This window comes from Paenibacillus sp. RC84, assembly GCF_041260495.1.
GTDB lineage: Bacteria > Bacillota > Bacilli > Paenibacillales > NBRC-103111 > Paenibacillus_F.
Genome location: NZ_JBGBYL010000014.1, coordinates 43,285 through 69,921, shown reverse-complemented (window position 1 = coordinate 69,921; position 26,637 = coordinate 43,285). Strand labels below are relative to the sequence as shown.

Genomic DNA, 26,637 nt, shown 5'->3' with positions numbered 1-26,637 from the left:
TTTTCTCGCTGGCATAAAAAAATGCACCCCCTAGAATTTTATCGGATTTTACCCAGAGGGTTTTTCCAATGTCCATTCTAAGGGGTGCACTTCATAAGGCTGTTAGCCTAACAGTGGGTTTTTACTTAGAAATCAATCGGTGCCCTACGACTTAGCTTAAAAGAATTTGATGGATCAGAGTGGAATTTAACTGTTATGGAGATACATACCCGGTTCCATCAAAGTGCTTTCTGTAGTAGGTTGTTGTTTGTGTGCTTGTAGATGCACTCCAACCCAAATTAACTAACTCGCCTGCGGATAAATTTAATTGATTGGAAGTTCCGTTGACTACAGCAGTTTCCGCATACCCGCTATAGGATACTTGAAGTTTAGACGAAGATTGCAAAGTCCCTTGAACAAAGTTTTTAACAACCGTAAACGAGCCGGAATACGGTGCTACATACCCTGTATTATCGTATACTTTAAGGAATATTCTTCCCAGCGATCCGCCAAATTGGACTTCCTGAATTTGAACGAGAACACCGGCTTTTACCCTTACTCCGCCTCCTAAATCTATAACCGCTACATACTGTGCGTCGTAAGTTTGATTTAAATTTAAAGGAGATACTCCTTGTTTCGACGTGTGGATATTTTTTGCTTGTTCAACACTGGTGCCGGTTATCTCGGCATATCTTTTATAAAATTCTTCCGGGCTCAGTTTCGTGACTTCCCAACCTACCACGTTATTTTGACCAATAAACTGCTTCAACTCGGTAGACTCTGTCACATTGTTAATAAATGTAGTCTGTGTCTGGTCGGTCGATATCTGATTAGTAGTTGTCTCGGCAGATGCAACGCCCGAAATAGAGGTAAGCGTTATTAACATAGCAGCAAGCAAAGAGAATGGTTTCTTCAACAGTCCACATCCTTCCAATATTTTTTTATAGGCACCCATTATTTAATTCTATATTCATTGTATGATAACCTTCCTAAAAATTTACATTTTGTAAGTTTTTTCTATTTAATTATTCGCCTTATTATGGGATGAGCTTATGTCTATTACAAATGATGCACAATATGAGTGAGGTTTTTCAACGTTAATGAAAACAGCCCGCAGTTGCTTACCGTAAGAATGGGAACATATATCAACAGTATATGATGACTTTCCATCCTACAACTGTGTGTAGGGCAATAAAAAAATCCCTCCTTTAGAGGGATATATGTAGTAAATTCAACTCATTTTTTTAATTCACTTTCTTACGCTTCAACCACATTACACTATACTATTGTTAATTGCGTTAATTTAGTTCATAAAATCAGGTACATTGGAACTGCATTTAACAGACTTACCGCCGTCCCCCCACTGCCCCCACAACCCCATACCGAGCCAAAAGCTTACGCCCCAGTAGCGCTACGGCGCGATCCGTTATGAAACCCATCAGCCCCAGGCAGATCAGCCCCACGAAAATCCAGTCCGTGCGGAAGAACAGCCGCGAGTTCCAGATGAGATAGCCGACGCCTTCGTTGGAGGCGATCATTTCGGCGCCGATGATGGCCATGAAGGAGGTGCCCATGGCCAGGCGGATGCCCGTGAACATGTACGGCACAGTGGCCGGGATAATGACGTGCAGGACGATCTGCCATTCGGAGGCGCCCATGCTGCGGGCGGAGCGGATTTTGTCCTCTTCGACGGCGAGCACGCCGGTCAAGGTGTTCAGCACGACGATGAAGAAAGTTGCGTACAGGATGAGCACGACTTTCGACGTCTCCCCGATGCCGAACCAGACGAGGAACAGCGTGATAAACGCGATCGGCGGTATGAAGCGGATGAAGTTCAGAAACGGCTCTGCGAAAGCGCGGATAGCGTCGACTTTGCCGATAACGAGGCCGACCGGGATGGCGATCAGGCTGCCGAGGGTCCAGCCGAGCAGGACGCGGTACGAGCTGATGCCGATGTATTGCAGCAGGGTTCCGTCGGCGAGCAGTTCGTAGCCGCCCTGTGCAGTCAGGATCGGGCCGGGCAGGATTTCCGGACCGTAAACGAGCGACAGTCCGTGCCACAGAAGCAGTCCCGCGATCCAGAAGACGAGGGTGAGCAGCGTTTTTTTGAACCAAGGCTTGCGGATGAGCGATTTCCGGGCGGAAGCAGCCGGTATGGGCGGCTTGGTCGTGATCGGTTTTTTTGCCGTAATGGCGTTCGTGTTCATATTGGCTTCTCCTCCCTATACGTCGAAATGCGCCTGGATGCGGTTGTACAGCTCGTAAAACTCCGGCGACCCCAAGTCCCGCGGATACGCAAGAGGCACGTCGTAAATGTGCGAGATGTTGGACGACGGGCCGGCGGACATGATACCGATGCGGCCGCCGAGCAGCAGCGCTTCCTGGATGTCGTGGGTGACAAATATGACGGTTTTGTCGGTTTCCTGCCAAATCCGCTGAAGCTCTTTTTGCATGGTGCGGCGCGTCATCGCGTCGAGCGCACCGAACGGCTCATCCATGAGCAGGATGGCCGGGTCGTTCGACAGCACGCGGGCCAGTTGCACCCGCTGCTTCATGCCGCCGGACAGCTCGCGCGGGAACTTGCTCTCGTGTCCCTTGAGACCGACCAGTTCGATGTACTGGTCGGAAATCTTGCGGCGCTCGGCCGCCGGGACACGCTTCATGCGCAGGCCGAACTCCACGTTCTCCCTGACCGTGAGCCAGGGGAACAGGGACGAATCGGCCTGCTGGAAGACAACGGCTCGGTCCTGTCCGGGCCGGTCGACCTCGCGGTCTCCGACGCGCACCTGGCCGGACGTCTTGGAGACGAAGCCCGCGATGAGACTGAGCAGCGTAGATTTGCCGCAGCCGCTCGGCCCCAGCAGGACGAAAAACTCGCCGCCCCGGACCGCCAGATTCACGTCCTGAATGATGTAGTGCAGCTCGCCCGCGGAAGGCTGCGTGTAGCTTTTGTCCAGGCGTTCGATCTGGATTTCGTTGCGTTTCGGCGCTGCCTCAGTGCTCATACTTCATCCCCCAGTTCAGTTTTGTTGCGTTTTGTTCTTGCCGTATTTCGCCGCATGACAGCGGTCGGTGTTTCGGTGCAAGACAGCGTTCGGTCGACCGCTGCCAGGCGCGCGCTGCGATGCTGCGTGGTGGTCGGTCGAGTGCATTTCCCCGCTTTTCCGATTTGCAACCTACTTCACTTCAATAACCCGGTCCGGGAAGGCTTCCCGCAAAATGTCCAGGTACAGCTTGCTTTTCAGATCGAAATCCTTCTCGATGATGGCGTTGTCGACCATGTATTTTTTCTGCTCCTTGTAGCCGTTGTACGCTTTATCCGTGAACCCGATTTTCCATGGGTTTTTGGGCAGGTCCTTGAGGGTCGCCTCTTTCGGCTGCTTGACTTCCTTATACATGATGTCCGCGGTTTCCTCCTGATGCGCCTGTGCGTAAGCGGATGCTTCATCAATCGCCTTCAGGAAGTTGACGAAGCCCGCTTTGTTATTTTTGAGCAGCTCGGTGGGAGCGATGAGGCCGTTGCCGAGGCGTACCGGCGTTTTGGACATGTCGGTCAGCTCGTGAGCCTCGGCCAGAGCGCCGAATTTTTCGTTGAGCACCGCGCCGTATACCCACGCGCCGTCGATCTCGCCCTTTTTCAGCGCAACATATGCTTCATCAAAACCGCCTTGGCCGATCAGCTTTACCTCGGACAATTTGACGCCGTTTTGACCCAGATACACATCCCACAGATACGGGACAAAAGTACCGCGGGAAAAGCTCAGCTTCTTCCCCTTGAGATCAGCCGCGCTCTTGATGTCCTTGCGGACGAACAGCTTCCACTCGCTGGCGCTCAGATCCGTTGCCGTACCCGACGAGGCGAAAATGGCGTAATCGCCTTTGCTCACGGCGTTCAGCAGAGGAAAATCGGCGCCGAACGCGACGTCTACCTGTTTGATAAACAGGGAGTTGACGCCTTCGGCCGGTGTGGCGAACGAGACGAGCTCGGCGTCGATGCCGTGCTTGTCGAAGATGCCTTTGCTTTTGGCGACGCGGAAAATCGAGTTGGTGGAAATGTCCGCGATTTTCAGCTTCAGCTTGGCCGCGCCGCCCTGTTTGGGGTCGGCGGCCGCTTTGCCGCAGCCGGCCAGTACGGCCAACAGTGCGGCGGTCAGCACCAGTGCGAGCAGCGTGCGGGCGAAGTGGCGGTGGCGGGCTTGGCGGAGGCCAACGTGGCCCGCGGCTTTTTTACTTTCATCTGCAGTCTCTCTCATCGTCCTCACCCTACCCCTTCTCCGGTTCCGGCTGTCCTTCGTCCGTTCTCGCCACGCATAGCGCACCCTCACCGTAGGAGACGGTTCCTTCCACTTCCACCGTCGTTACCGCTCCGCGGGCAGCCGCCCCCGGCAAACGGAAGTCCGCTACGTCGATTGGCGCAATCTCCACTTCCTCCGGTAGCTCCAACTGCGGCACCCACTCGTAAGGTACGCGGTAGGCGCGGTAGACCATGTTGGAGTTTCGCTTGTTTTTGTAAGGAGAAATGTACTCCCACACCAGCTCATGCTCGCGCGTCACTTCAAAAATCCGGCCGTCCGCGCCCTCGGTAATCAGCGTATTGCCGTTCGGCAGACGCTGGGCGGAGCTTATGTACGGGCTGTAGAACCGGTACGAATCGAGCGGAGCTTGGAAGCCCGCTTCCGTCGGCGTGTACTGCCACTCGATTTCGAGCGTGACCGGGTTGATCTCCAGGATGCGGGAATGATCGCGGCGGGCGTTTTTGATGCCGTCGGGCGATTCCGGATTCGGTGCGCCGTATCCGCCCCAGCCGCCGTTGTCGAAAATCAGGATGTTGCCTTCTCCCGGCAGTCCCTGCGGAATAAGATGGGCGTGATGCTGGCCGATGATCCAGCCGATGTGTTTCGTCTCCTCGGTATTATAGTTGGGGCCGAGCTTCCAGACGATTTTACCGGTCTTTTTGTCCGTGATGGCAATGATGTTCGTCTCCCGCGCGTCCCAGATGATGTTGTCCGGGTGGAATCTTTCGTCCCCCGCATCGTAATGCTTGTTGGGCCCTAGGACCGAAGCGGAGTTAATGTGCATCCAATCGCCGGCGTTGGCACCGAAGAAACGGGTGTTGGGATCGTTGTACAGCGCCTTCCGGGCATCCTCGTCAAAACCCAGCTCCTCAAAATGGTCGCTCGTTGTCCACTCCCAGATGACATTCCCTTCCCAATCCACTTCCAAAATGGTATCATCCAGCAGCTCTTTATCGGAAATTTCGGGACGATTCACGTTCTTATGTGCAAGCACGATTGTGTTTCCGGAGTGGACTTTCGGCTCCTGACCCGGCACGTAGTACCCGACCGGATTGCCTTCACGCTGGTAATCATGATGCTGGCGCGCCATCCACTGCGGCTCATGCCCCGGGTCCTCGATGTGCTGGTAGCGGTCAAACTTCCACACGATGTTGCCGTCCCAGTCCACCTGCACCAGATTCACTTCATCCTGAAACCCATACTTCGGATCGCGCTCTGCCGTACTGCCGAATACGTACCCGCCCGGAAGCAGTTTATTTGGGAACCCCCTCAGCCCCTTCCAAAGATGAACCTCCCGCCCGTTCATATCGATCAGCAGCGCCCCCGTCTCTGCCGCCTGATACAGCGTATAGCCGCTCCAGCTCTTGCCCGGTTTGTAAACCGTCGTTCCTGTCGGATAAATCGTCGGATGTCCCATATGGTTAACGTCCTCTCTTTTGTTGGATTTGGTTTGTAAAAAAACGCCGGCGACATCGTGCTGTATCGCCTCTAATAAGAAATGAAATTTTTCTTGCGCGTGGTCTTGCTTGGCTTTGTAGCAGGTGGCTGATCCGCCGGCGGCTGTGATAACGTTTCGGGCCGTAATTCCGATGACGGATCGGATGCTGCATCGTTTGTAAAAGCGGCAGCCGGGCTTTTCTCATCGAACCCAGCGAGCAAGCTTTCGGATACCGGTGTTTGGTCAGCCGCGGTTTTCTTCGCCGTTTTGGTCGGCGAGTCTGCCGGTGCCGCTATGGCTGCCGAGTGTGGGGACGCTAGCGCTAACGCATCGGCCTCCACGCTCACGGCAGTTGGCGGAGCAATCGCAAACGGGTCACGGTCTCCTGCCTCCGCTGCTTCCGCCCCTTGCCCTGTTTTCTCTGTTTCCGCTACTCCCGCCACTTCCGCGTTCCCCACGTCTTCCCCGGGGTAGGCCAGCACCGCTTCCGCAAAGCCATCCAGCTTTTCCAGCAGGCTCCGGAGAAATACGATTTGACGCCCCAGTTCCTCCGGCGTAAATCCGCCAAACAGGATGCCGATCATATGCGCGCTGAGCCCGCCGTTGCGCCGAAGCAGTTCCCGTCCCTTGTCCGTAATGTCCAGCGCCACGGACCTACGGTCGGACTCGCTTCGTTTGCGGACCGCGTAGCCGCCCGCCTCCAGCTTGTCGCACAACGCCGTCACGGCGCCGGACGTAAAATCCAACTGCTCCGCCAGCTCACCCAGCCGCTGCTCTCCTTGGCTGTGAATCGAGTTCAGGATGAGCATGCCCGGCAGTGTGATGCCTTCGACGGAAATTTTGTCGCGTTCCTTCACAAATTTGCGTACAAGTCTGCGGAAGAGCCAGTCGGCCTCTTCGTATAACACCCAGTCTTTTTCGTGCATGCCAGTCCTTTCGTCATGAGGCGCGTAGAAACAAAAAAGCCCCCGAAATCTCCTCCGTGTGTCGGCAAGAGATAACAGGAGCCTTTGGCGGTCCAATCGGCTTTCCTCATTAGTTTAGTTTTAAAATAATGAATAGTAACTTAATAAATATTCATTTGATTAGGAATCATCTAGTGATCTTGAAGTAAGATTAAACCAATTAACCATACCTGTCAAGTTGGTTTTAATGTTGTTTGAAATTTTTCTAATATAACTACCTAACCCTACCGAAATATATAGGGTGATTTGTTAGTCCTATGTATATTTTCAATAGTTTATGATACGGAAATATGATTCTACGGAGGAAAAAAATGATCAAGAAAGTTTTACTCGGAGCTTCCTTCCTACTTTTATGCGCAGGGTGTGCGGGGCAAACAAAAGAGCAGGACGAAAAAGCAGCTGCCGCTACTACGGCCCCAAACGCGGAAACAAAACCAAGCACAGCAGCGGAGCAGCAGGAAGCTAAACCTAAAGAAGTCGAAGTCCCCGAACCTTACTCAATAGCTCTCAAAAAAATCGAAGCCGGAGAGTTGGATACAGCACTTACCTATTTAGATTTCACAATCAATGATTTTAAAGATAGTCCTTATGTTTATAACGCTCAACTACTGAAAAGTATCCTATGGAGTTCTAAATTTACAGCTCATTTAAACTTAGGAAACTCTCTCGCTAAAGGCTCTGGAAAAGCACCAATCCTCTATAAAAAAGAAGAATTAGTTGCACTTAAAAACCTGCTCAAACAGAAATCTAAAGACATTAAGGAATATGGGAATAGTTTAGCTGCTCCTTCTCAATATATTTGGGAAAACTATTCTGCAGAGAAGAGTGTACCACCCTTTAAAGATATTAAACCGCCGTCAGTTCCGCCGGAAAGGGATTTAGATTTTTTTGTTAGCGTTGGCTATCCCGCCCCTAAAGACGATGAAATGAAAGCCTATGTGGACTATACGTATATCAGCCTTACTTCAGCTGCGTTGCAATTAATTATTAAAGAAGATAAGGTTGAATATCCGGGTTACTTTTATTATATCGGGGCCTCTCTATTAAACCAAGACCAACCTCTATCTAGAAAGTTTTTAGACAAAACAATAGAACTTACCGAAAACGACAAGTACAGCGAAGTTCGTATACAAGCACAAGAATTTATTGATCATGTATTTAATTAAATTTCACTATTTTTTAATCTTCTGTTCCTATAAAAAAGACGCCGAATCCGATCATCAATCGGTTATTCAGGCGTCTTTACACAACAGCCGAATTTTAAACCATAGCCCCATGCAGCGCATCCAGCGCCTCCGCTTCGGTCCCTTTGAAAAACACGTTGTTCCCCTGGTTGCACTCGTAAATAAAATCGTTCAGGCTCTTGCTGTTATACCCGCTGAAATCCCCGACGATGGCAATCTTAAACTGGTAGTTGATATATTTCTGCAAAATGTCTCCGGCCAGTTTCGTTTTCAGCTCAAAAAAATCCTCCGTAAGCTGTTCCTTTCTGAGAAGCACTTTATCGCATTCGTGGTTGTAACGAATGTCGGCCATTAAGTCGAGCGCATCGTATACGCTGCTAATGACCACGTCCTCGCTTGAAACGACGGCGACTTTCGAATGTGGCCGCTGATCGACGGTGATATTCATGTTCATTTCTCCTTCGTTTGATTGATTTTTAAAGATGGTGTGTCATGGAAGAACGTTCTGTCTGAGCGCCGATCTGCTTTCCTTCCCTGGCATCGGCTAAAATCGACGCAAGCGGCAGACGGTTGTCTTTCAAAATCAGCATTTTGTGCTCATGCGGCTCTAGCAGCTCCATCGCTTCCAGCCTGCCTTCCCTCTGGAACCGGTGATTCCAGCGAAACATCCTCCACAGGATAGTCCACGTCGGCTTATAATTCGCCTGCTCCCGCCCGGTCTTCTGCCGGATAAACCGGCTGATGATGCGCCTAAGCCGCGTGGAATAAGGGGTATCCAGAAAAACGATCCGTTCCGCGCGCTCCAGACAAGGTCCGATCCAGCCGGCTTGATGAGCGCCTTCCGTGATCCAGTCGTCGCACCCAACGATTTCGGCCAGACAGACATCTCGTTCCTCTTCCGTTCGTCTTACGTCTCCCGCCGGGGTTCTTTTCCAGACCACGTTGTCCAGCTCATAAAAAGGAAGCCCCATCTCCGATGAGAGCCTTCTGGCCAAGGTCGTTTTGCCGCTTCCGACCGATCCGATGATATGAATTCTCTTCATTTAGACCACCGCTTGGCAAATTTATTGTTCTTTCTCCCATCCTGCAAACCAGGCATCTCCCATAAACTCGTTCCACTGGAGGACAAAACCTCCCGCCCTCACTTCCCACTCGCAAAACTGATCGTCCGCTCCAAAAATTTTGAAGATCTGAGACTCGCCCGATTGGAAACGTTCAAATTTAAGAACCTCTAAGCTTTTAAAGTCTGTGCATGGAATTGGCTGAGGAACATTCTCCTCTGAGGAGTACATGACGGCTTGATTTGAAGTGACCTGCTGGAAAATTAACCTGCATCTGTCCGTGTTTTTAGCAGCATCGTAGGGATTGAGCGGATGCCCCGGCAAAATGTTGACTGATTCAAGTTCAACAATTATCTCCCGTTCTTTTACCTCAATCCGTTCCACTAACGCATCATGAAAATCTATAACATCAAAATGTACATCCGTCGAAGATTTCTTCCATGCTTTCAAATTTAATTCACCGCTCACCTAATAAAATACCGCAGCACCAGCACTCTGGCTTCTTCAAAACTATTAAGTTCCTTCTGAAAGGCCGGATAGTGAGAGACCTTATTTTCAAAAAACTTATAAGAGGGGAATCTTTCAAAAAAATTCATTTTCATTAACTGCATTTGTCGTGGTGGGATATTTTCTTCACTGCCGTTGAGGACATAACTAATCGTTCCTGCGACAGTCATACAATAATCGTTAAAGTCGGCATTTAAACAAGCTTCCTCTGAGAGTAAAGAAAATTCAAGTTCAAAGTGTTGCTTTATCAGCTTAAGATCTTTATAGGGAAAAGGTCTGGACAAATCCATCGTATACAAAAGCATTAAGCATTCAATGATTTTTTCTCTTTTTATGTTAGATCACCTTTTTATTCATATCGGACCCGATACTTCAGCAGAGCTAGCAACCCTCCAGGCCGCCCCATTTCCGTCAGCCAGCCTTATACTCCTCTTGAAGAATGCCCATATGTAGGATGTCGTGCCAGTTCCCTTCCCTGAATACCGCCTGCCGGGAGACTCCCTCCCGTTTGAACCCGATTTTTTCGTACAAAGCCACGGCTTTATCATTAAAAGCGAACACCCGCAAGGACACGCGGTGTAGGTTTAATTCAAGAAAAGCGTAATCGAGCAGCATTCTTAAGGACTCGTTTCCGTAGCCTTTGCCCCAAAATTCTTTCTCGCCGATGTCGAGGATGCACTCTGCGCTGCGGTTTTTATAATCGAGCTGAATCAAAGAGGTGATTCCGATGGGCCGGCCGGACGGCTTATCCAGGATCATATAGCTTTTGGACGTGCCCGACCCCAAAATCACCTGCTCCACAAATTGCCGGGCTTCCGTATAAGTAAACAAATCCAAGGAAGGATTGGTCGTTCTCATCACTTCCATATCGTTTCTCCATGTGTGGTAAATGGCTGCGTCTTCTTCCGTCATTTTTCGGAAAGATACTCTCGAAGATTCAAATAACATCCTCTTTGTTCTCCTTTTCCGTTGTCTCCGTCTTGTCTTGAACCGGACCGAGCATAGCTTCCAAGGTAAAAAGCAGAGCATCCAGCTGCTCTTTCACCTTTGTTTTCTCAGGGCCCATATGGGCCGTATCCATGATTAATCCATCCATAAACGAAATCAGATACAGGGCAATGGTTTCGGCCGGAAGACGCGGTGCAAATTCACCTTGCGCTGCCCCTTTTTCAAAGAATCCGGTCAGCACGTCCAGAGTCCCCTCATAGCGTGCCGCGATGTACGGATAGGCGTTTTTGTTGTTCCGGTATTGAGCCGATGAGAAAAACTGCGAGTTCGCCAGCACTAAATTCTCCTCCATGCTCCCTATTTCGGCCTGCTGCTCGTTCAACCAATTCTTTACCTGCTGCCAACAGTTCTCCCTGTCGTCACTCCGAAAATAATTATCATGCTTCCGGTCCTCATGCCGCAGCAGTTCCAGATAGACATGCTCGATGTTATTGAAATAGGCGTATAAGGCTCCCCTCGACACCCCAGCCTCTTCCATGATGTCCTGCATGGTCGCTCCGTTATATCCTTTGCGGATGAATACCTGTTTGGCCGATTGCAGCAAAGCGATTTTCTTTTGCTTTTTGTATTCCTCGTTTACTTTGGGAGACATCTTTTTTAACTCCGTTCAAATGCAATATGTATGATGCTAGCTCGATTATAAACGACATTAATGTCGTTTTTCAATAGCTATTCCAAAATTAAACAGCACACAACCAGAATGGAAGCGTGCTTTGTTTGTTATAGTCCCGTCAAGCCTTATCAAAAAAACCGGGCCAAACCCAAGCTTTCGCCCGAATTCGCCCGGCATTCTAGCCGATTGTTACCCTTCCTCGATCTCTCCGGTCTTCTGCCGCTTCCCGATGCCAAAAACATAGTACCCCGCGATGACGACCGCAATGAACACGGCTCCGACGATCAGGGACACCCGGGTATCCGGATTGAACCACATGCCGATGATGACAAGGAATAAGAACACGATTGTAATATAGTTGCTGACCGGGAAAAACCGGGATTTGAACGGATGCTCCGCCATCTCATGCTTCCACTTTTTCCTGAACTTGAACTGGCTGAAGGCGAGCGCAAACCAGGGGATCATTCCCGGCAAAACGCTGGCGCTGTAAATGTACAGGAACAGCTTGGAATCCGGCGCCAAGTAATTAAAAAGCACGCCGATCAGCAGCAAAGAAATCGTGGTGATGATGCTGTTTCTCGGGACACCGCTTTTGGAGACCTTCCCGAAAAATTTGGGGGCCTGCCCGTTCTGCGCCAGCGTGTACAGCATTCTTCCCGCACTGTAAATCCCGCTGTTGCAGCCCGACATCGCCGCTGTAAGCACGACGAAATTGATAATGCCCGCTGCGGCGACAATGCCCACTTTAGCGAAAGTCATCACGAACGGACTACCGATTTCACCGACCTGGTTCCACGGATAAATCGTCACGATCACGAATATAGCGCCTACATAAAAGATCAGGATGCGCCAGATGATGTTTTTAATCGCTTTGCGCAGCGTATGCTTCGGATTTTCGGCTTCGCCCGCCGTAATTCCGACCATTTCGATCCCCTGGTAGGCAGCGGTTACGATGCAGAGCGCAAACAGGAATCCCTTCAGCCCTCCGGCAAAAAAACCTCCATGACTGTACAGATGCGAAAGACCGATAGGCTCTCCCCCGTTGCCGAATCCGAAGAAAATCATGGCTGTACCGATCACCAGCATAAACACGATGGCGACGACCTTGATCATGGCGAACCAGAACTCGAATTCCCCGTAAAATTTCACTGCCGCCAGGTTGGCCGCCGCAATGATTCCTACGCCTATCAAGGCCGGAATCCACTGGGGAATGTCAGGAAACCAGTAGCCCACGTAAATCCCGATTGCGGTCACTTCCGCCATGCCGACCGTCACCCACAGGAACCAATAGCTCCAGGCGGTCACGTAACCGGCGAGCGGGCCGATATATCTGTGGGCAAACGTGGCGAACGAGCCCGTCACCGGTTCGAGCAGCAGCATTTCCCCCATGATCCGCATGACAAAAAACATAATGATGCCGGCCAAAAGATAAGCCAGCAGAACAGAAGGGCCGGCCCATTTGATCGTACTGGCCGATCCCATAAACAGCCCGACGCCGATCGTGCCCCCGAGCGCGATCAGCTCAATGTGCCGCGGCTTCAGTCCTCTGGTTAATTGTTTGGCTTCCAAAAGAACGCTCCCCTTCGTTTGTGTACGTTATCTGCTTTTCACGCCTTCCCAACCATTACTAGTTCGTAACACCGTTCCCCCCAACTTAGTGTGATGCAATCCGGATGAAGCGGCAGCACTGCGTTTTCTCCGTGACGGCCCCTCCGCGTTACAAAAAATTGTATGACAGAATATTGGCAAATACAACTGCGGGCATGCAGGCATTTACTGGAATGCGGGGGGCGAAAGAACGGATGAGTAAGCATTACAGGTTCGGCCGATCTATCAGGATTCACTCCTCATTCTTCCTTATGCTTGGATGAACATTTTCGTATGAGGACAACCGTGCTGGGACTCCAATTTCTTTCCATTAAAAAAAACAGCCAAGGACTTGCGTCCCTGGCCGTTTTTCTTCTCGCATGCACCCGATTGACAAAAGCGATACGACACATCCCGTGAGATGCGCTTATTTACCGAGAAAGTGTTGCATGAAAAATTTCAATTGATATTCCATGCTCAGCGGATCGTTAAAATAGAACGCCTTCGCGTCGGCTTCATAGACCCGATTGTTTTGGACTGCGGGAATGTTCTTGTAGGTTTCGGTTTTCTGGAAGGAGTTGTCTTCCTCCGCGTTCTTGCTGAATATGACATAGTCGCCCATGTAATCCTTTAACACTTCCGTGGACAGGGCAAAGTAGCCTTCTTTCTTTGTCACTTCTTTGACTTTATCCGGCATGCGCAGCCCGAACGCCTGGTAGAGGATTTCGGTGCCGCGTCCAAAGTTATCCCCGTAGACATAGAGCTGCTTATTGAACGTTTCGATAACGGATACCGTCGCATCCGCGCCGATCTTCGCCTTAATCTCATCTCCGGCTTTTTGGGTCCGCGCTTTGAAATCATCGACCCAGGCCTGCGCTTCTTTCTCTTTGTTCAACAGTTTGCCGACTTCCAGCTGCTGCTTTAAGTAATCGACTTTGCCGTAAGTATAAGTGACCGTCGGAGCGATTTTCTTGAATTTATCGATGTTCTTGATGTCGGAAAGCCCGATAATGAGATCCGGCTTCAGCTCGATGATCTTCTCAAGGCTTTCGTCCGAAACCGCCTCGATATTTTTCAGCTTCTCTTCAAAATTCGGGTTTTCCTTGGACATCTCGTCCACACCGACTAGAGGCACCCCCAGTGCCATCACATTTCCCGTTAAAAATCGCGTAAGCACAACGACACGCTGCGGATTCGAGGGAACCTCAACCGGCCCGTTCTCGGATTGATAGGTAAACGTGCCGGATTTCGAAGCTGCCGACGCGGTCCCGGAACTATCCGAGGACGCATTGTTCCCACTCTTGGTGCCTGCTTCGTTGCCGCCGCAAGCGCTCAGAAGAAGGACAAGGAACAGGGATAACGGAATTAATTTTTTCATAAGACGATTCTCTCCCTCATCAGTTTGCTATGTATCTATGAATAATCCAATCGCGAGTGAGTTGAGAGGACATCCACTTTAGCGATAATGATAATCATTATCAACATGTTAACCATTTTATAGGCAGGTCGGTCTGCTGTCAATACCTAAATAGGATGGAGCTGCTCTATCAACATTCTTCTGTGTCTTGATGCTATAACAAATCGAAAAAACTATCGTCATCGGCCAGGCTTATCTCTACCAGGAACGCAACGCGCCGAACGGCAAAGTCCCCGCGTGTATAAAAAAATACAGCGTGCAGGCCTCTTCCCGCCATTTGGCAAGAAAAGAAACGCACGCTGAATCGTAAGAGGATTGTTCGCCGTTCGGCTGCCTCTGCCCGTTTTTCGGTTACCGCCGGCTTAATGCAATTGATCCAAATCCAGCTCGGCTACCTGTTCGGTCAAGCTGGAATACCCTTGCACGGACTGGGCGATGTAGGACAGCACCGTGTCGCTCCAGCCGTAAATGTAGTAGGTGTGCGGGTCCTGAACGGGAACCATCGCATGGCGGTAGGGCGCAAGGTCGATGATGAACGCCTTCACGTCGCGGTTCACTTTGGAACGGTACCGTTTCAGTTCCTTATAAAACGCGCTGCCGCTGTTCTGCTGCTCATCCGTGATCATCACGATCTGGTCCACCATCTTCCGCTCCCGGATAAGCTTCCGGATGGGCGCCCCCGTATCCGTTCCGCCTCGGGCACGTATCTGCGCCGCCTGGGTCAAAATGCTGTCTTTGCGGGAAGGCTTCGCATCCATGACCTCCGTATCGAACAGCCAGAACAGGGAGTTCCCCCGAGTCTTTTTATACAGCGCGAGGGCAAAAACGCCGCCGATCTCCAGGTACTGCCCATTCATCGAGCCCGAGATATCGAGGAAAATCGCCGTTTGATCTCCGAGCTCCGGCAGGTTGTCGAACGTAAGCTCCGCCGCTTCCCGCAAAGCGTCCCTCAGCTCCGGATGCTCCACCTGCCGGAAAGCCGTCGCCAGCCGGAACGGCAGGATCTTCGCTTTGCTCAGCGCCTGCGGATCGGTCAACCGCTGCACGATGTACTCCACGTGCCGCGCATCTTCGAGCACACCCACCCGCTGCATCGCGTTCAAATGACGGAGCAGCGCAAACGTCGGCATCTGGTACAGCAGCGCCTCCCAGACCGCTTTCGACGGCTTGATCGCTCCCGTCACCGTTTCGTAAGGCAGCTTGCCGCGCTCGATCCAGCCGATCTGCTCTTCCTCGGTTGCGGCCAGCTTCAAGCTCTCCAGCGCCTCGACCTGAGGCAGCAGTGCCAGGTTGGCCTCCATCCCGCGCAAATAGCGGAACAACGCCTGCTGCTGTAGATCCTGCGGCTTCGGATGCGCCGTCGCAATGGCGTCGCCCAGGCTGTATCCACGCCCGCGACCGTTGTACTTCATCGCCCAGTACTCGGACACTTCGGACAGGAATCGGTTCACCTGCCGTTTCACGGCGCGACCGCCCTCGCCCCGCCCCAGACCGTTCAAGATGGTCAGAAAATCGGACAAATCCGAAGGAATCCGCACCACCTGCCGGAAAATCTTCGCAAACAGATCCGGACGATACATGGAAAGAATCGCGAGCCCGAACAAAGGCTGCAGCCGCATAAAACCGGCATTTCGGGCAAACACAATCGCCCGGGCCATAAAATTCGGATTCGCATCGGCCATCTCGTAATGAAGCTGAGCCGCATCGCCGAGCAGTTCATGCTGATCCGCGTAGTACGTGTTCCCCATCGTATTCGTCATCAGCGTCTGCATGTACTGCTCTTCCACAGATCGCGTGTAAGCGGGATAGTTGTCTTTATTGTAGGCATCCGGTCTCAGAGAGCCGAACAGCTTTTTCGCCATACTCATGATTCACACACTCCTTTTTTAAAAAAACTCCGGCGAAGAAAAAGCGGAACAGGTCTGCTGCAGGAGTCGAACCTGCCATACTGCCCGGGGTATTGCCATTTGGTCGATAAGCTCGAAGGAACCCGTCCCTGCGCCTCGCCGGATATTCATTTTTTAAATAAAAGCCGAGCGAGGAAAGTGGTTGAAAAGGTTCGCAGCGTCCGTCGGACACCGTCATACTTAACCCTAATAAGTCGAAGAAACCCTTTCCGGCGCCTCGCTCCGCATATCTTTTTGTAGGAATCACCGAGGAAATAGGTCGGACAGGTACATGCTGCTCTACCATCTGAGCTATTCCTCCCCATGGAGGAAGTTGGACTCGAACCAACGACCAGCCGATTAAAAGTCGAAGTAACCCGTCCAGGCGCCTCGGTGATTTTTATTGGGCCGGCCGTTTAACGTGCCTGCCTTCTGTACCTATCTTCGCTCATTTTCAGCTCGGCGAACATGGCGAAAGTATTACGACTGGAGAAAAGTTTACCTTTTTTGTGTGAAAAGAGTTTTCGCTTACGCGGAAGCGTCCGGGATTTATTGTGGGGAATACGTTCGATGGCGTCTCATCAAGGCTGCTATCGGAATTCGCTGGCGCTGGCCGCCTGGCATCATGCGAGAAGCATCGCATTTCCGAACATCTCCACAGGCATTTACCGGTTTCCGAAACCTCTCACGGCTGACATAGCCATAGAGACGGTAAAGGCTTATTTAATGGCTGGACATCAGGGTATCGAGCGAGTTTATTTTGTATGTTTCGATGAGGAAAATTACGGGATTTACAAGGAACGGTTGGCGGGAAGGTAATGTGTGGAGAGCATAGCTCGCAACAAAAAAAAGGCTTGGAGACAAAACTCCACGCCTTTTCAGCGATCAGGTTTCGTAATTGGAACCCTTACACGCTTATTGCTTCTTATTCAAAGCCCGTACATCATCACTAAAAGCACTGCTGTACTGCTGGAATAATCCCGTATCGAACTTATAGCTCTTGTCGTTGGCCTTCGGTGTATTTTCCTTAAGCTGCTTATACAGGCTGTCGGTTTCTTTCGAAAGCTTGGTCCATACTTGCTTCACGTTATCATACTTAGCGTCCAGTCCCTGAATGTACGTATCATATTCGGCCTTTTTCTCCATCGCTTTGCCCAGGCGCTCCATTGTGAAATCCATATCCAGTGTCTGGCCTGTGCTGCCCGTACCCCTGCTTGTGTAAAAACCGACGTTTACAAATCCATCGTTCCAGATGGACGAAGTCATAAAGTTGCTGATCTCACTTAGTTTAGACTCGGGTGCCGGCTCTTTCGGCTTAGCTGAAGCATTCGCCGGATTGACAGTGCTTGCAGGCGAACTTTTAGCCGTCTCCGTCGGCTTTACATCTGCGGTCTTTTCCTTGCTTCCGCACCCCGACATAACAAACAACAGGACAACGGCCATTCCGATCAAAAAACTCATTTTGCTGCGTTTAGACATCCCAGTACTCTCCTTTTTTTACAAGTGCTCCTTTTATATCGGTTTTGCGGCATAGGTTTTGAAAGATTTGGCTGAGAAAAAGTAACACGGTAAAAGTAAATTACACAATCGTCCCCCTTCAAGCAAGGCTTCCCTGACGGGACTTCCAATCCCGGTAACGCTCCGAAATAATCGGCTCGATGATCCGGTAGTTCTCAAGCGAGTCCTCCACGTGGTAGATCGTCGGCAAGCCCACCGCCAACACATTCGTGAAATCGACGGCCGTATAAACATCATTGCGGATATCGAGGTATTCGCGGGCAAACGCCTCCGCTTCCTCCGACAATTCTTTCGAGCTGAGCACACCGTCCCAGTTGGTACGATAAAACTCCGCGCCGGTCATCTCATCCCGTTTGACAAGCTCGATCTCCGACGCGTCTTCCTTGCGGCTTCGTTTGCTGGCGAGATCGTTTTTAATGACCCAGGCAATGAACATCCCCGTCGGCACGTAGGCTTGGATGACATCCAGCTCGGACGGAAAATCCCCTTCATAGTGCCATTTCGCTTTATCGAACACGACGATTTGTTTTTCCGGTATTTGAAATAAAACGTCCCTCGGTTCCTCGACGAACCCTTTGCTTTTCAGTTCATCGGTCAGTTCCTCCGTCCGCTTGATCGCTTCACCCTTAGTGGGATAGGGCTCGTAGACGGGATTCATCGTTTTCTTGTCGACATATAACCGGCCCTTAACGATATTAACGATACAAACCTGAGTACCTTCCGTAAGCATCAGATGGTAATAGGTTTTAAAGGTTTTTCCCTGTTTGGTGAGTACGGTTTCGATCTTGTCCATTTTGTCACCTCGGTGTATCGTTGGGAATTGAAAAGTTTACAGGATGCGAGTTAAGATGCGCTCCCCTTTAAACGTTATTAACGTTCCAGAAGAGAATGCATGACGGCAACAATTTTTTGTTTACTTACCGGTTCGGCATGTCCGACTACACACGTATCAAAATCATATCCTTCAATCGCTGTAAGTAAAGAACGCAATTTATCTTTATCCAAGTAGCAATCCTTATAATAATCCACTCCAACCGCATCGCCGATAAATAGTACTCGTTCTTGGGGCACCAATATGCAGACGGAATCGTCACTATACGGAGAGGTTACATGATGTAATTGTGCCGTAATGGCTCCCAGATCGATTTCCATCGTTCCGTTGAAAGAGATATCAGAGGTCACCACTCTTATCTCCGATAGCGAAGGGTACTCATTCCGAATGCAAGTATCCGCAAATTCAATCTCAACCCCTGCCGCTATCCTTCCTTACGTACAGCTTCATTAAATAATGCCACATGGTATTCAGAGTTGCCCGAATCAACCATTAAAGAACGCGTTTGCCCATGAATATAACCGAGAACCGGCCTATCGGACTCTTTGCTGAACATCGTGTAGAAAACACGATCCGTTAGTCGTCTTAATTCCATATAATAAACCCTCCTAATTATATACGTATTTATTATACCTTTTCCTTTATAAGTAACTTTTTCTGTATGGATTCCGTTTATATCTACGGATTGAATAACTCAAACGCCGGGGTGAACTATGAAAATAGTAGACGGTCTCTAGCTTCCCATAAGGAGGGGTTAGAGAACCAAATGAGCAGAAGTGTAAAAAAGTCGCCGGTATTTAAAGACCAACAGCACCTAAGTACCGGCTGGACCAAAAGGCAGGCCGGCAAAGCGGTACGCCGCTTCAAAGGCGACGTTCAAAACGGGAAATGGTACCGGAAATTGTACTGCCCCTGGAATATTTGCGACTATCGCTTTTACAAAACAAAGCAGCAGGCGGTACATGAATGGAAAACATTCCAGTGGCTGAGAGAACAATTATTGACTCACGCAGAAGTTATAAACGATTGGGAAAAGTTCTATAGAAGAAAATAAGCGCAGGCGTCGGCTAGGGAAGCCCGGCGCTCGCGCTTTTCATCCAAAGTTCACGAATATCGCGATTGCAATCATATCGGATTTCATCCCGCAAAGAGGCAGGCAGAATATGATTGGCTATCATAATTTCTACAGCTCGCCGTCTGCAAGGGGAACAGAGCCCTTTTTGGTATAGTTCAATCATGATCTTTTGGCACGATGCTGTAGCCTGGTTCTCAAATATGTTGACCATATCCAACTCCATGTTATGAAACGAGTGCTTGTTATGCTTCTTAAAAGCAACACGTTCCAATAGCGGCAGATCATTCTCCTCATAATTAAAAGTGAATAGTTCCAGTGCCTCTACCTCTGTCTCCCGTTGACAGATCAGTTGGACTGCTAGCCGATGGATACGCTCGTCCTTCAAATTGCGAAGCGCATGAATGGCCGCTGAACGCAGACGTTTATTTTGGGATTGTGCCAGCTCTATAATTTTTTGCGGATCAAGCGGAAAAGACGGTTTAACGAATATAGACAAATAAGCTTCCAGCTTCTTCGGATTCTCTTCTTTCAATAAGTCATCGGCAGCTTTGACCAAGTCTTCCTTAGACGCACGCATGCCCCAAACGATGTAAGGGTACCGGGCTTTTTCATCCGCTTTCATGGAAGATTTAAATTCCTCATAGGAAAGAGCCTTTCGGCCGTTTAATAGAGAGTAATCATCCTCGTTCCCGAGCACGGATTGATAAAAAGCCTGAATCTTTTCGTCCTTCGTGCTTTCTTTCAGGAGAGCCGCTGCCTTTTCCTCGCCTAGAAATTCCTTGGCAGATTCCCAGACGAACGTATCCCCTTCATAGCCGGAAGACAATATCCGCTTGCCGATCTCCTGTGCCACAAACAAAAAACCGTTTGCTCCCGCGGCCTCAATAATCTCTTCCCCGCCTATGAAACAATTCCATTCTTCATCGTAACGGAATCCTCTTTTCATGGCATCTACCGCTGCCGCATTACCGTGAGAAGCAAAGATTTTCGCCAATCGGTACACTTGCAGAAGGTCCCACCCGTTCACTGTGCCTCCCAAAGCATCGAGAATTCGTTCCTGCAAAATAGGGGAAGCCTTGGAGAGCTGAATGACCTCCCATAGATAAGCTTCCCTGCTCCCATCACACTGGGGATCGTACGCGGTGTTCCGAATACAAGCATCCGCTATAGCATCAAGATGCCGATAAGTAAGCGCGGGGGTCTCCTTTAGATAGAGAATAATGCTTCCTAACCCGCGGGTTAATTCGTAGCGAAACTTTTGAATGTGCATTTATCTCCTCCCGCAACACTTACTTCCATCCTGGAATCACCTATGGGCTCCGGCTATCACAATTATAATCAGTGTAATGGATCAAATGTTAGAGAATGTTTAGTTATAATAGGAGATGCACATCTAAACCTGTGACTATTTGCAAAACAATTCAATATCATCTAAAGCCGAATATGCATGCCCTCTAACAAACGTACTTTCATCGATTGATTCGCTTTAATCTTTAGCTAACCCCCTCTACTCCTATTAAGCCATTCTTCATTGTTCCAACGTACGGGCAGTGCGCCTACGGGCTGTATATGTAACTGCGGGTCGTTAGAATGCAAAAAAGCCATCAGCACTTTTTGACTTTCGACAAGCAATCTCCAAGAATTATTTTGGATGATGTCTAGCATACTGTGTGCAGTATCGTTATCACTTTCATTGAATTTGTCAAAATTCTTAAAAACCAATACGATGCCCTCATTTCTAGGGACAATATCGGAAAGGCAATCATTAAAAGCATCTAAGTTTTTTCCGTAGTAATCTGGGAACTCAAGAGTATTACCTAATTCCAAAAGACAATCCGAAGACTCGCAATCAATAAGATATATGGAAAATCCTTCTTCCCTTATTTTTTCGATATATTTTTCTAGAATTTCTTGTCTCCAGAACATAACGATAGAACCGTTCATCATCAACGACTTCCATAAAACTTGCTGTTCCACCTATCTTACCCCCAAACAATTCATCAGCACAATGAAGCAAACCCATTGTACCATATGTTGGTATTTCACTTTTGTATCATCCGATTCATAAGTCTAGTTGTTAAATAGATGTGTACCACTCGATCCTATTAACAGAGGGCTTCTTTTAGACGTAAATGACCACCAAGCGTCCTATGGCATCCGGTTACCTTATGAAGATAAAAAATGCCTTCTCGATGTAGAGAGGGCAGACTCACATTAACTTCTTATATCATTTTTTCCGTTTTTAACTAACATTAAAAAACTTCCACATGCACCGTATGCGGGAACATGTGGGGGTTGTTTGGATTCTGTGTTAGTTGGTTAAAACCCTTGATTTCTAAGGGTTTTGACCAACGCGTATTGTTCGTTTTGTTTGAGTTTTTTTACTTGTTGACATAGTTCGTCAACAAGTCGTCAACATAAACACTTGGTGTCCACTTCCCTTTTATTGCCCCTTTAAGCTAACGCTCATTACCTTTTTTGCATAGTCAAGATGCTCATGATCTAACTTCACTTCCACGCGACCTCTTCGGCGCGCCTCGCGCCACAGAAGCAGCTCTTCCTCATTCTCCAGCTTCAATTCCGCTATTTCCTGTGCGCGGTCGAATATATACTTTGACGTAAAAGCAATGCTCCGAACCCCATGACCACCAGGGAGAATGATTTCTTTCCTCGTTTCCCACTCCTCAATCTCGAACACCACATAAAGCTTATCAGGAGGATTGTGCTTTGAGGGAATTACCGTAATTTCGCCGCGTTTCACAATCTTCCAGTCCTTTATTTTTCCATAGTACTTCACGCCCACAATTTCGTTAGACTTACCGAAGAACTTCTTCGATTGATAGAGCGCAACAAACTCCAATTGTGTCAGCAGTTTGTGATTTGTGATATTTTCAAGTGGTGTATGGTAAAATTTATTCCGTAGCACAATCTCCAACTGTTCCTCGCGACTCATGCAGCCAACCAATACATTCTTACCGCTGTACTTGTTATCGTAATATTCCTTCGATCCTTTTGGCCGGACAGCCCGCTCGTATGCATTCTCCGGACTATCCAGAATGATCTCATCCAGGAACTCTTCCAACAATTTAGTAGACCCCGGCAAAAATGGAAAAGCCCCAACATTAACGGACTTAATGCTTTTGTAAAAACGATGCTCCTTATACTTCTCTTCATCCGGGTAAGGGAATAACACATAAGCCCCAAACATCGTCCGCTCAAATTGCTCCGTGTCCTTCTCCGCATGAACGATGGCGTCTCGGTAACGATGCATTGTGTTGATGTCGCCCTCCTCCGGTCCCGGAAGTCCGTCATAGGTCGTATAATAAGCAGTCCCCGGCTCCGCAGGGTTCAAGCGGTACTTCGCGTCGAACACATACTTATACTCGGTAGAAGTTTCTACTTTTCTAAGAGTAAGGACATTATCTGGTTTTTGTGTAAGTGTCGGTCCTCGAAGTGTCTGGTTGTAATACAATTTAAAAATTTCCCCGTTAATAGGATTTCGGTAGTTTACTGTTGACGCGGCGGATTTCTTTAATTTAACGAAGATACCACTATAATCTAACTTAATAATGTCCTGTCTTACCAACTCATACTTCTTACTTAGCAACTGATGTATCTTAAGAAAACACCAATACTCATACAATGTGGCTAAATCCTTTAATGACAGCTGGAACAAGTCATCCTGAATGGCAAGACCTTTAAGCAGCATGAGGTATGACTTATACACTTCACGATACCCCGGAGCCATCTGCATGACTAGGGAAACCGACATTTGCTTCATAAATCCCACTTGCAGAAAGTCGAACTGAAGCACCCTTCGCACTTCCTTCAGCATGCGAGTTATCGTCTGTGCCAACATGGGATCCTCTAGACGCCTCTGGTCCTTCATCAATTTCCATAAGTCTTTCAGCTTCCGCTCGATGCGGACAAACACCCAACGAACGAATCGGTTTTCATGGGTGTCATAATTAATAATTCTCCTAGTGTCCAACACATGCGTAGGAAGAAATCGTTCGCCTCTAACCTGAATCATTCCATTCGCCTGGTCTTTGACCAGCAGTTGTGGATGTTTACTCAAATATTGTAAAGTTTTGTAGTTAATCTTCTTCGCTTTCTCGGTCGGAACAATGCGTTGGTCTTGATGCATTTTTTTATGAGGGGAACCTTCGATCATTTGAACAGCATGTATTAATTGGTCAAAAAGATAGCGTAATATCGTGAAATATTCCGTCAAACTCTGCTGGTTCGTCTCTTTAAGCCCGGTTAATTGGTACGTTTTGCGCAGAAAGTCAAACGTTAGGTTATGCAGCTGTTGATTAATATCTTGAAGAATTGTATGATAATCCCGCTTGTAATCCATCTTAACAGGGAAAACTTCCAGCCTAAGCTTTAATAGAGACGAACTGTATGAACGAAGTTCCAGCTCGGTAAATCCGATTTCATTCTGGAAATTTAAATACCCAGATAAGATATGCTTTCCTTTAGGCATAATCGCTTCGCGCAAAGCATAATTCTCATGAAAAAAAGTTAAATCTATATCCGCCTTCTTCTCGACCAATAAACCATAGGATTGCGTCTCGTAGAAGATAGGAAAGCTAGCTTGGTTGTTCTGCCAAGGCTCTAGCTCCCTTGTTTTTGGATTAAAAACGGCAATTGATAGAACCTGCAACGCTTCGTAATTAGAAGACACATGAAGATTCGCCTGCTCCCATTCCTTCTCCTCTGTTCGATGCAGCTGCAGCATATCTACCGTTGGGTGATACGGCTTTCCTTCCAAGTAAAGATCAAAAAGATTCGTTTCAATGTGCAGAAGAATCACACTCTTCTTAAGAGACCCAGAATGAAGTGAATCCGTCATCATCGAGCCTCCGTAGCATGTAGATGAGCTTTCTAGCCGTTTGGGGGTATTTCACGTTATTGTCGTTTACATGCTTTGCCCATACCTGCTCAATATCTCTTTCTCCATCCATGTATTCTTTACTGCTAGAGGTGGATCCGTTAAGTGCAAACAACAAAAGCTCAATGATTACCTTTTTAACTACGGAATTATTCCCCTGTATTCGGGGAAGGATCTTCTGCATAATCTGCATATCCATAGCATCATCGGCCGTCATTAAAGAAAAACGTTCATTGTATATCAAGTAAAAACAGATCGAATCCCTGACACGAAAACCAACATGAGCATGGATATTTTCTAAGATCGCATTGATCTTTACCAACTGACTAACCGTGCTTTGGATGATATCTTTATACTCTGCGTATGCGTCCTTTAGTTGCAGGTAGTTACTTGTTAAGAAGCGCGCTGTCGGGTACACAGACTCCAACTCCTCTTCAAAAGAAGCAGTAGCTTCTTCTAAGTCTTTGAAATTGTCGAGTTGGATATGATTGAATTCGATCGTATTGGCTCGATCCAGTACCTTCTTGCTAAAAGGATACGTGGTTTCGTCCATATTGACCGTGCCAATGAAGAATACATTATCGGGAATGCCAATATTGCGGCCTACTTGATCCTCGGCCACGACCGTATCTGTTACAATGCGACCTTCTTGCCAACGCTGCGTTTCTAGGATACTAAGTAAATCACTTAAATAGTGCTCTACTCTCGCTAGGTTCATCTCATCTAAACAAACAAAATAGGGTTTCTGCCAGTTCTCCGGCTCAGATGCCGCTTCCAGCACGTAAGTTAACTTTCCTCGGCGAAATATCCCACCCAGATCCTTGTACCCGATTAGATCAGACGGGTCATTCCAATCCGGTCTTACCGGAATAAGCGTAAACCGCCCATTCGCTTCTGTTGCCCCAAGTGCTTCCGCGAATTTTTGGATTAGCTTCGTTTTCCCGGTGCCGGAAATACCGGCTAGAATAATGTAAGGCTTTGTTTTTAAAGAAAGGTAGAAATTCTCAATCAGTTTATCGGGGTATTGGAAGCCTTGATGATTAATGTATTTTTTTATTTTTTGTAAAACTCCAAAAATTTGATCGTCATCTTCTTTGTAATACAATGTTTCCTCTTCAATATACTCACTAATTGTGTTCGTTTCTTCATCGTATATGTGTAACTGTTCCCAGATTGGACGAAACAAATGAAAGTAGTGATATATCTTGGCTTCCAGATCAAACCCTTCATTTAGAAGCTCATCCGGTTTAAAGAACTTAGTTATTCCAGTCTTTGAACCGGTTTTCGTCTGAATAAAAGACACGTAGCTTTCAATGTCCTGTATTTTTTCTCCTGAATTTAACCATTCTGAGGTAATAACAAACCCCTCTTCTATTAATAACCGTAAGATTATCTCTTTATATCTGTCATCCATTAGAATGTTAACGAACCGTTGTTCAAGTGCTCTCATCTGTGCTTCTTTTTTTTCTTTACGAGAAGCGTCAATTCTTCCCGATGAAGAACCTCCTGAACCAAAGCAAAATGTAACTTCTAGAATGTCTTTCTGAAATACCCATGAATATTGAAAACTAAAGGACTTATCTGCATGTATGGAGATTCCCGACCAAAGATAATCCTTTGGTTGGTTACCGTAGGGTGTAGGGCTACCGATTCTGGCTTCAATGATATGGTCATCATTTAATTGATTCTTATTTATAAATGAACGAGCAAACTCTGCAGCCATATCGTTATAATTTTTTAAGACAGCTTCATTTTTTTTTCGCAATTCCGTCATTAAAATTTTCTTTTCATCCAATGTTTTATCTTCTTTTTGAATTGTCTTAATTGCGTTAGAAATTTTATTGTAAGTTTCAAACAACTCTGAACCAATTATTGTGTTTATACTCATTCTCAAGTTACCACCTTACACATATTGGAGAATCCTTTAAGGGATCGCGGGTTAATAAGAATTGAATATTACTTTTTTAGGAAGGCGTCTAACAACATCTCTAAGTTCTCTATACCCCTTTTCTTTGTTTGACAATCCCAAATAGTAAGAACCCCCCAGCCCATTTCAATAAGTTTTTTGATATTTTCTGCATCACGATTTATATTTCTACTTATTTTATCTTGCCAAAACTTCTTATTTGATTCGGGCAGTTGCGATTTCTTGCAATTACTATGACCGTGCCAGAAACAACCGTTTACAAATATCACCTTCTTAAACCTTGGTAATACGATATCAGGTTTACCAGGCAGGTCGGTTCTGTGCAATCTGAATCGATATCCCATTTTATGCAAAAGACGCCGGACAATTAGTTCCGGCGTTGTATTTTTAGACTTTATCTTACTCATTATTTGGCTTCTTTTTTCTTTACTAAAGGAATCCATAAAAT

Annotated in this window: 28 protein-coding genes; 3 read left to right on the top strand and 25 right to left on the bottom strand. The window is 47.9% G+C overall.

Annotated features, from left to right (window positions below):
• Window positions 1-193 precede the first annotated feature (193 nt).
• The 6 genes from ABH899_RS26730 to ABH899_RS26705 all read right to left on the bottom strand — a co-directional run bounded on the left by ABH899_RS26730 (window position 194) and on the right by ABH899_RS26705 (window position 6,638).
• Entirely contained in the window at window positions 194-895 is a 702-nt protein-coding gene (locus ABH899_RS26730) for a hypothetical protein (protein WP_370001827.1), read from the bottom strand.
• A 430-nt stretch (window positions 896-1,325) separates the two neighbouring features.
• Window positions 1,326-2,186: an ABC transporter permease gene (locus ABH899_RS26725; protein ID WP_370001825.1), complete on the bottom strand. Its 861-nt coding sequence runs from the start codon at window positions 2,184-2,186 to the stop codon at window positions 1,326-1,328.
• A gap of 15 nt (window positions 2,187-2,201) precedes the next feature.
• Window positions 2,202-2,984 carry an ABC transporter ATP-binding protein gene (locus tag ABH899_RS26720; RefSeq protein WP_370001823.1) on the bottom strand — a complete coding sequence of 261 codons (783 nt, stop codon included), beginning with the start codon at window positions 2,982-2,984 and terminating at the stop codon, window positions 2,202-2,204.
• 171 nt (window positions 2,985-3,155) lie between these two features.
• Window positions 3,156-4,241, bottom strand: a complete 1,086-nt coding sequence (locus ABH899_RS26715) for an ABC transporter substrate-binding protein (protein WP_370001821.1) — start codon at window positions 4,239-4,241, stop codon at window positions 3,156-3,158.
• Window position 4,242: 1 nt separating this feature from the next.
• Window positions 4,243-5,691 carry an aryl-sulfate sulfotransferase gene (locus ABH899_RS26710; protein ID WP_370001819.1) on the bottom strand — a complete coding sequence of 483 codons (1,449 nt, stop codon included), beginning with the start codon at window positions 5,689-5,691 and terminating at the stop codon, window positions 4,243-4,245.
• A 71-nt stretch (window positions 5,692-5,762) separates the two neighbouring features.
• On the bottom strand, window positions 5,763-6,638 hold the full coding sequence (locus ABH899_RS26705) for a MarR family winged helix-turn-helix transcriptional regulator (RefSeq protein WP_370001817.1): 876 nt from the start codon (window positions 6,636-6,638) through the stop codon (window positions 5,763-5,765).
• A gap of 350 nt (window positions 6,639-6,988) precedes the next feature.
• On the opposite strand from ABH899_RS26705, the gene ABH899_RS26700 reads away from it, so the two are divergent.
• The gene (locus tag ABH899_RS26700) at window positions 6,989-7,843 is read left to right on the top strand and encodes a hypothetical protein (RefSeq protein WP_370001815.1); all 855 of its coding nucleotides are present in this window, start codon (window positions 6,989-6,991) and stop codon (window positions 7,841-7,843) included.
• A 94-nt stretch (window positions 7,844-7,937) separates the two neighbouring features.
• On the opposite strand, the gene ABH899_RS26695 is transcribed toward ABH899_RS26700, so the two are convergent.
• The 10 genes from ABH899_RS26695 to ABH899_RS26650 form a co-directional block, all read right to left on the bottom strand.
• Entirely contained in the window at window positions 7,938-8,309 is a 372-nt protein-coding gene (locus tag ABH899_RS26695; RefSeq protein ID WP_370001813.1) for a DUF4180 domain-containing protein, read from the bottom strand.
• 28 nt (window positions 8,310-8,337) lie between these two features.
• On the bottom strand, window positions 8,338-8,904 hold the full coding sequence (locus ABH899_RS26690) for a P-loop NTPase family protein (RefSeq protein WP_370001812.1): 567 nt from the start codon (window positions 8,902-8,904) through the stop codon (window positions 8,338-8,340).
• 21 nt (window positions 8,905-8,925) lie between these two features.
• Window positions 8,926-9,372: a hypothetical protein gene (locus ABH899_RS26685; RefSeq protein WP_370001811.1), complete on the bottom strand. Its 447-nt coding sequence runs from the start codon at window positions 9,370-9,372 to the stop codon at window positions 8,926-8,928.
• Between the two features lie 14 nt (window positions 9,373-9,386).
• Entirely contained in the window at window positions 9,387-9,719 is a 333-nt protein-coding gene (locus tag ABH899_RS26680) for a YxiJ family protein (protein WP_370001831.1), read from the bottom strand.
• A gap of 121 nt (window positions 9,720-9,840) precedes the next feature.
• Window positions 9,841-10,377 carry a GNAT family N-acetyltransferase gene (locus ABH899_RS26675; RefSeq protein ID WP_370001809.1) on the bottom strand — a complete coding sequence of 179 codons (537 nt, stop codon included), beginning with the start codon at window positions 10,375-10,377 and terminating at the stop codon, window positions 9,841-9,843.
• The gene (locus ABH899_RS26670) at window positions 10,367-11,029 is read right to left on the bottom strand and encodes a TetR/AcrR family transcriptional regulator (protein WP_370001808.1); all 663 of its coding nucleotides are present in this window, start codon (window positions 11,027-11,029) and stop codon (window positions 10,367-10,369) included. The genes ABH899_RS26675 and ABH899_RS26670 overlap by 11 nt, the downstream gene beginning before the upstream one ends.
• Window positions 11,030-11,239: 210 nt before the next feature.
• On the bottom strand, window positions 11,240-12,619 hold the full coding sequence (locus ABH899_RS26665; RefSeq protein WP_370001807.1) for an amino acid permease: 1,380 nt from the start codon (window positions 12,617-12,619) through the stop codon (window positions 11,240-11,242).
• A gap of 445 nt (window positions 12,620-13,064) precedes the next feature.
• Window positions 13,065-14,015: an iron-hydroxamate ABC transporter substrate-binding protein gene (locus ABH899_RS26660; protein ID WP_370001805.1), complete on the bottom strand. Its 951-nt coding sequence runs from the start codon at window positions 14,013-14,015 to the stop codon at window positions 13,065-13,067.
• A 401-nt stretch (window positions 14,016-14,416) separates the two neighbouring features.
• Window positions 14,417-15,922 (bottom strand): TROVE domain-containing protein, encoded by a 1,506-nt coding sequence (locus ABH899_RS26655; protein WP_370001804.1) that lies wholly within the window; start codon window positions 15,920-15,922, stop codon window positions 14,417-14,419.
• Window positions 15,870-16,247, bottom strand: a complete 378-nt coding sequence (locus tag ABH899_RS26650; protein ID WP_370001803.1) for a hypothetical protein — start codon at window positions 16,245-16,247, stop codon at window positions 15,870-15,872. Before ABH899_RS26650 ends, ABH899_RS26655 begins: the two co-directional genes overlap by 53 nt.
• A gap of 263 nt (window positions 16,248-16,510) precedes the next feature.
• Between ABH899_RS26650 and ABH899_RS26645 the strand changes: the two genes are divergently transcribed.
• Window positions 16,511-16,759, top strand: coding sequence for a macro domain-containing protein (locus ABH899_RS26645; RefSeq protein ID WP_370001801.1), 249 nt, complete (start codon window positions 16,511-16,513; stop codon window positions 16,757-16,759).
• A gap of 96 nt (window positions 16,760-16,855) precedes the next feature.
• Here the strand turns inward: ABH899_RS26645 and ABH899_RS26640 are convergent, their stop codons facing one another.
• The 4 genes from ABH899_RS26640 to ABH899_RS26625 all read right to left on the bottom strand — a co-directional run bounded on the left by ABH899_RS26640 (window position 16,856) and on the right by ABH899_RS26625 (window position 18,885).
• Window positions 16,856-17,419, bottom strand: coding sequence for a hypothetical protein (locus ABH899_RS26640; protein ID WP_370001799.1), 564 nt, complete (start codon window positions 17,417-17,419; stop codon window positions 16,856-16,858).
• Window positions 17,420-17,537: 118 nt separating this feature from the next.
• Complete coding sequence (locus ABH899_RS26635) at window positions 17,538-18,251, bottom strand: DUF7832 domain-containing protein (protein WP_370001797.1); 714 nt, start codon at window positions 18,249-18,251, stop codon at window positions 17,538-17,540.
• 77 nt (window positions 18,252-18,328) lie between these two features.
• Window positions 18,329-18,640, bottom strand: a complete 312-nt coding sequence (locus tag ABH899_RS26630) for an MBL fold metallo-hydrolase (RefSeq protein WP_370001795.1) — start codon at window positions 18,638-18,640, stop codon at window positions 18,329-18,331.
• A gap of 74 nt (window positions 18,641-18,714) precedes the next feature.
• Entirely contained in the window at window positions 18,715-18,885 is a 171-nt protein-coding gene (locus ABH899_RS26625; protein ID WP_370001793.1) for a hypothetical protein, read from the bottom strand.
• A gap of 171 nt (window positions 18,886-19,056) precedes the next feature.
• On the opposite strand from ABH899_RS26625, the gene ABH899_RS26620 reads away from it, so the two are divergent.
• Window positions 19,057-19,344: a hypothetical protein gene (locus ABH899_RS26620; RefSeq protein WP_042234796.1), complete on the top strand. Its 288-nt coding sequence runs from the start codon at window positions 19,057-19,059 to the stop codon at window positions 19,342-19,344.
• A 13-nt stretch (window positions 19,345-19,357) separates the two neighbouring features.
• Here ABH899_RS26620 and ABH899_RS26615 read toward each other — a convergent pair whose 3' ends face one another.
• The 5 genes from ABH899_RS26615 to ABH899_RS26595 all read right to left on the bottom strand — a co-directional run bounded on the left by ABH899_RS26615 (window position 19,358) and on the right by ABH899_RS26595 (window position 26,632).
• Entirely contained in the window at window positions 19,358-20,218 is an 861-nt protein-coding gene (locus ABH899_RS26615; RefSeq protein WP_370001790.1) for a hypothetical protein, read from the bottom strand.
• Window positions 20,219-20,862: 644 nt separating this feature from the next.
• The gene (locus ABH899_RS26610) at window positions 20,863-21,342 is read right to left on the bottom strand and encodes a barstar family protein (RefSeq protein WP_370001788.1); all 480 of its coding nucleotides are present in this window, start codon (window positions 21,340-21,342) and stop codon (window positions 20,863-20,865) included.
• A gap of 466 nt (window positions 21,343-21,808) precedes the next feature.
• The gene (locus ABH899_RS26605; RefSeq protein ID WP_370001786.1) at window positions 21,809-24,226 is read right to left on the bottom strand and encodes a DUF2357 domain-containing protein; all 2,418 of its coding nucleotides are present in this window, start codon (window positions 24,224-24,226) and stop codon (window positions 21,809-21,811) included.
• Window positions 24,192-26,150: an McrB family protein gene (locus ABH899_RS26600; protein ID WP_370001784.1), complete on the bottom strand. Its 1,959-nt coding sequence runs from the start codon at window positions 26,148-26,150 to the stop codon at window positions 24,192-24,194. The genes ABH899_RS26605 and ABH899_RS26600 overlap by 35 nt, the downstream gene beginning before the upstream one ends.
• A gap of 68 nt (window positions 26,151-26,218) precedes the next feature.
• Complete coding sequence (locus ABH899_RS26595; protein ID WP_370001782.1) at window positions 26,219-26,632, bottom strand: very short patch repair endonuclease; 414 nt, start codon at window positions 26,630-26,632, stop codon at window positions 26,219-26,221.
• Window positions 26,633-26,637: the final 5 nt, after the last annotated feature.

Coding starts and splice junctions, on each gene's coding strand:
- ABH899_RS26725 (WP_370001825.1), bottom strand. CDS start 2,186: ATGAACACGAACGCCATTACGGCAAAAAAACCGATCACGACCAAGCCG.
- ABH899_RS26720 (WP_370001823.1), bottom strand. CDS start 2,984: ATGAGCACTGAGGCAGCGCCGAAACGCAACGAAATCCAGATCGAACGC.
- ABH899_RS26710 (WP_370001819.1), bottom strand. CDS start 5,691: ATGGGACATCCGACGATTTATCCGACAGGAACGACGGTTTACAAACCG.
- ABH899_RS26705 (WP_370001817.1), bottom strand. CDS start 6,638: ATGCACGAAAAAGACTGGGTGTTATACGAAGAGGCCGACTGGCTCTTC.
- ABH899_RS26700 (WP_370001815.1), top strand. CDS start 6,989: ATGATCAAGAAAGTTTTACTCGGAGCTTCCTTCCTACTTTTATGCGCA.
- ABH899_RS26695 (WP_370001813.1), bottom strand. CDS start 8,309: ATGAATATCACCGTCGATCAGCGGCCACATTCGAAAGTCGCCGTCGTT.
- ABH899_RS26690 (WP_370001812.1), bottom strand. CDS start 8,904: ATGAAGAGAATTCATATCATCGGATCGGTCGGAAGCGGCAAAACGACC.
- ABH899_RS26680 (WP_370001831.1), bottom strand. CDS start 9,719: ATGGATTTGTCCAGACCTTTTCCCTATAAAGATCTTAAGCTGATAAAG.
- ABH899_RS26675 (WP_370001809.1), bottom strand. CDS start 10,377: ATGTTATTTGAATCTTCGAGAGTATCTTTCCGAAAAATGACGGAAGAA.
- ABH899_RS26670 (WP_370001808.1), bottom strand. CDS start 11,029: ATGTCTCCCAAAGTAAACGAGGAATACAAAAAGCAAAAGAAAATCGCT.
- ABH899_RS26660 (WP_370001805.1), bottom strand. CDS start 14,015: ATGAAAAAATTAATTCCGTTATCCCTGTTCCTTGTCCTTCTTCTGAGC.
- ABH899_RS26655 (WP_370001804.1), bottom strand. CDS start 15,922: ATGAGTATGGCGAAAAAGCTGTTCGGCTCTCTGAGACCGGATGCCTAC.
- ABH899_RS26650 (WP_370001803.1), bottom strand. CDS start 16,247: ATGGTAGAGCAGCATGTACCTGTCCGACCTATTTCCTCGGTGATTCCT.
- ABH899_RS26645 (WP_370001801.1), top strand. CDS start 16,511: ATGGCGTCTCATCAAGGCTGCTATCGGAATTCGCTGGCGCTGGCCGCC.
- ABH899_RS26640 (WP_370001799.1), bottom strand. CDS start 17,419: ATGTCTAAACGCAGCAAAATGAGTTTTTTGATCGGAATGGCCGTTGTC.
- ABH899_RS26635 (WP_370001797.1), bottom strand. CDS start 18,251: ATGGACAAGATCGAAACCGTACTCACCAAACAGGGAAAAACCTTTAAA.
- ABH899_RS26625 (WP_370001793.1), bottom strand. CDS start 18,885: ATGGAATTAAGACGACTAACGGATCGTGTTTTCTACACGATGTTCAGC.
- ABH899_RS26620 (WP_042234796.1), top strand. CDS start 19,057: ATGAGCAGAAGTGTAAAAAAGTCGCCGGTATTTAAAGACCAACAGCAC.
- ABH899_RS26605 (WP_370001786.1), bottom strand. CDS start 24,226: ATGATGACGGATTCACTTCATTCTGGGTCTCTTAAGAAGAGTGTGATT.
- ABH899_RS26600 (WP_370001784.1), bottom strand. CDS start 26,150: ATGAGTATAAACACAATAATTGGTTCAGAGTTGTTTGAAACTTACAAT.
- ABH899_RS26595 (WP_370001782.1), bottom strand. CDS start 26,632: ATGGATTCCTTTAGTAAAGAAAAAAGAAGCCAAATAATGAGTAAGATA.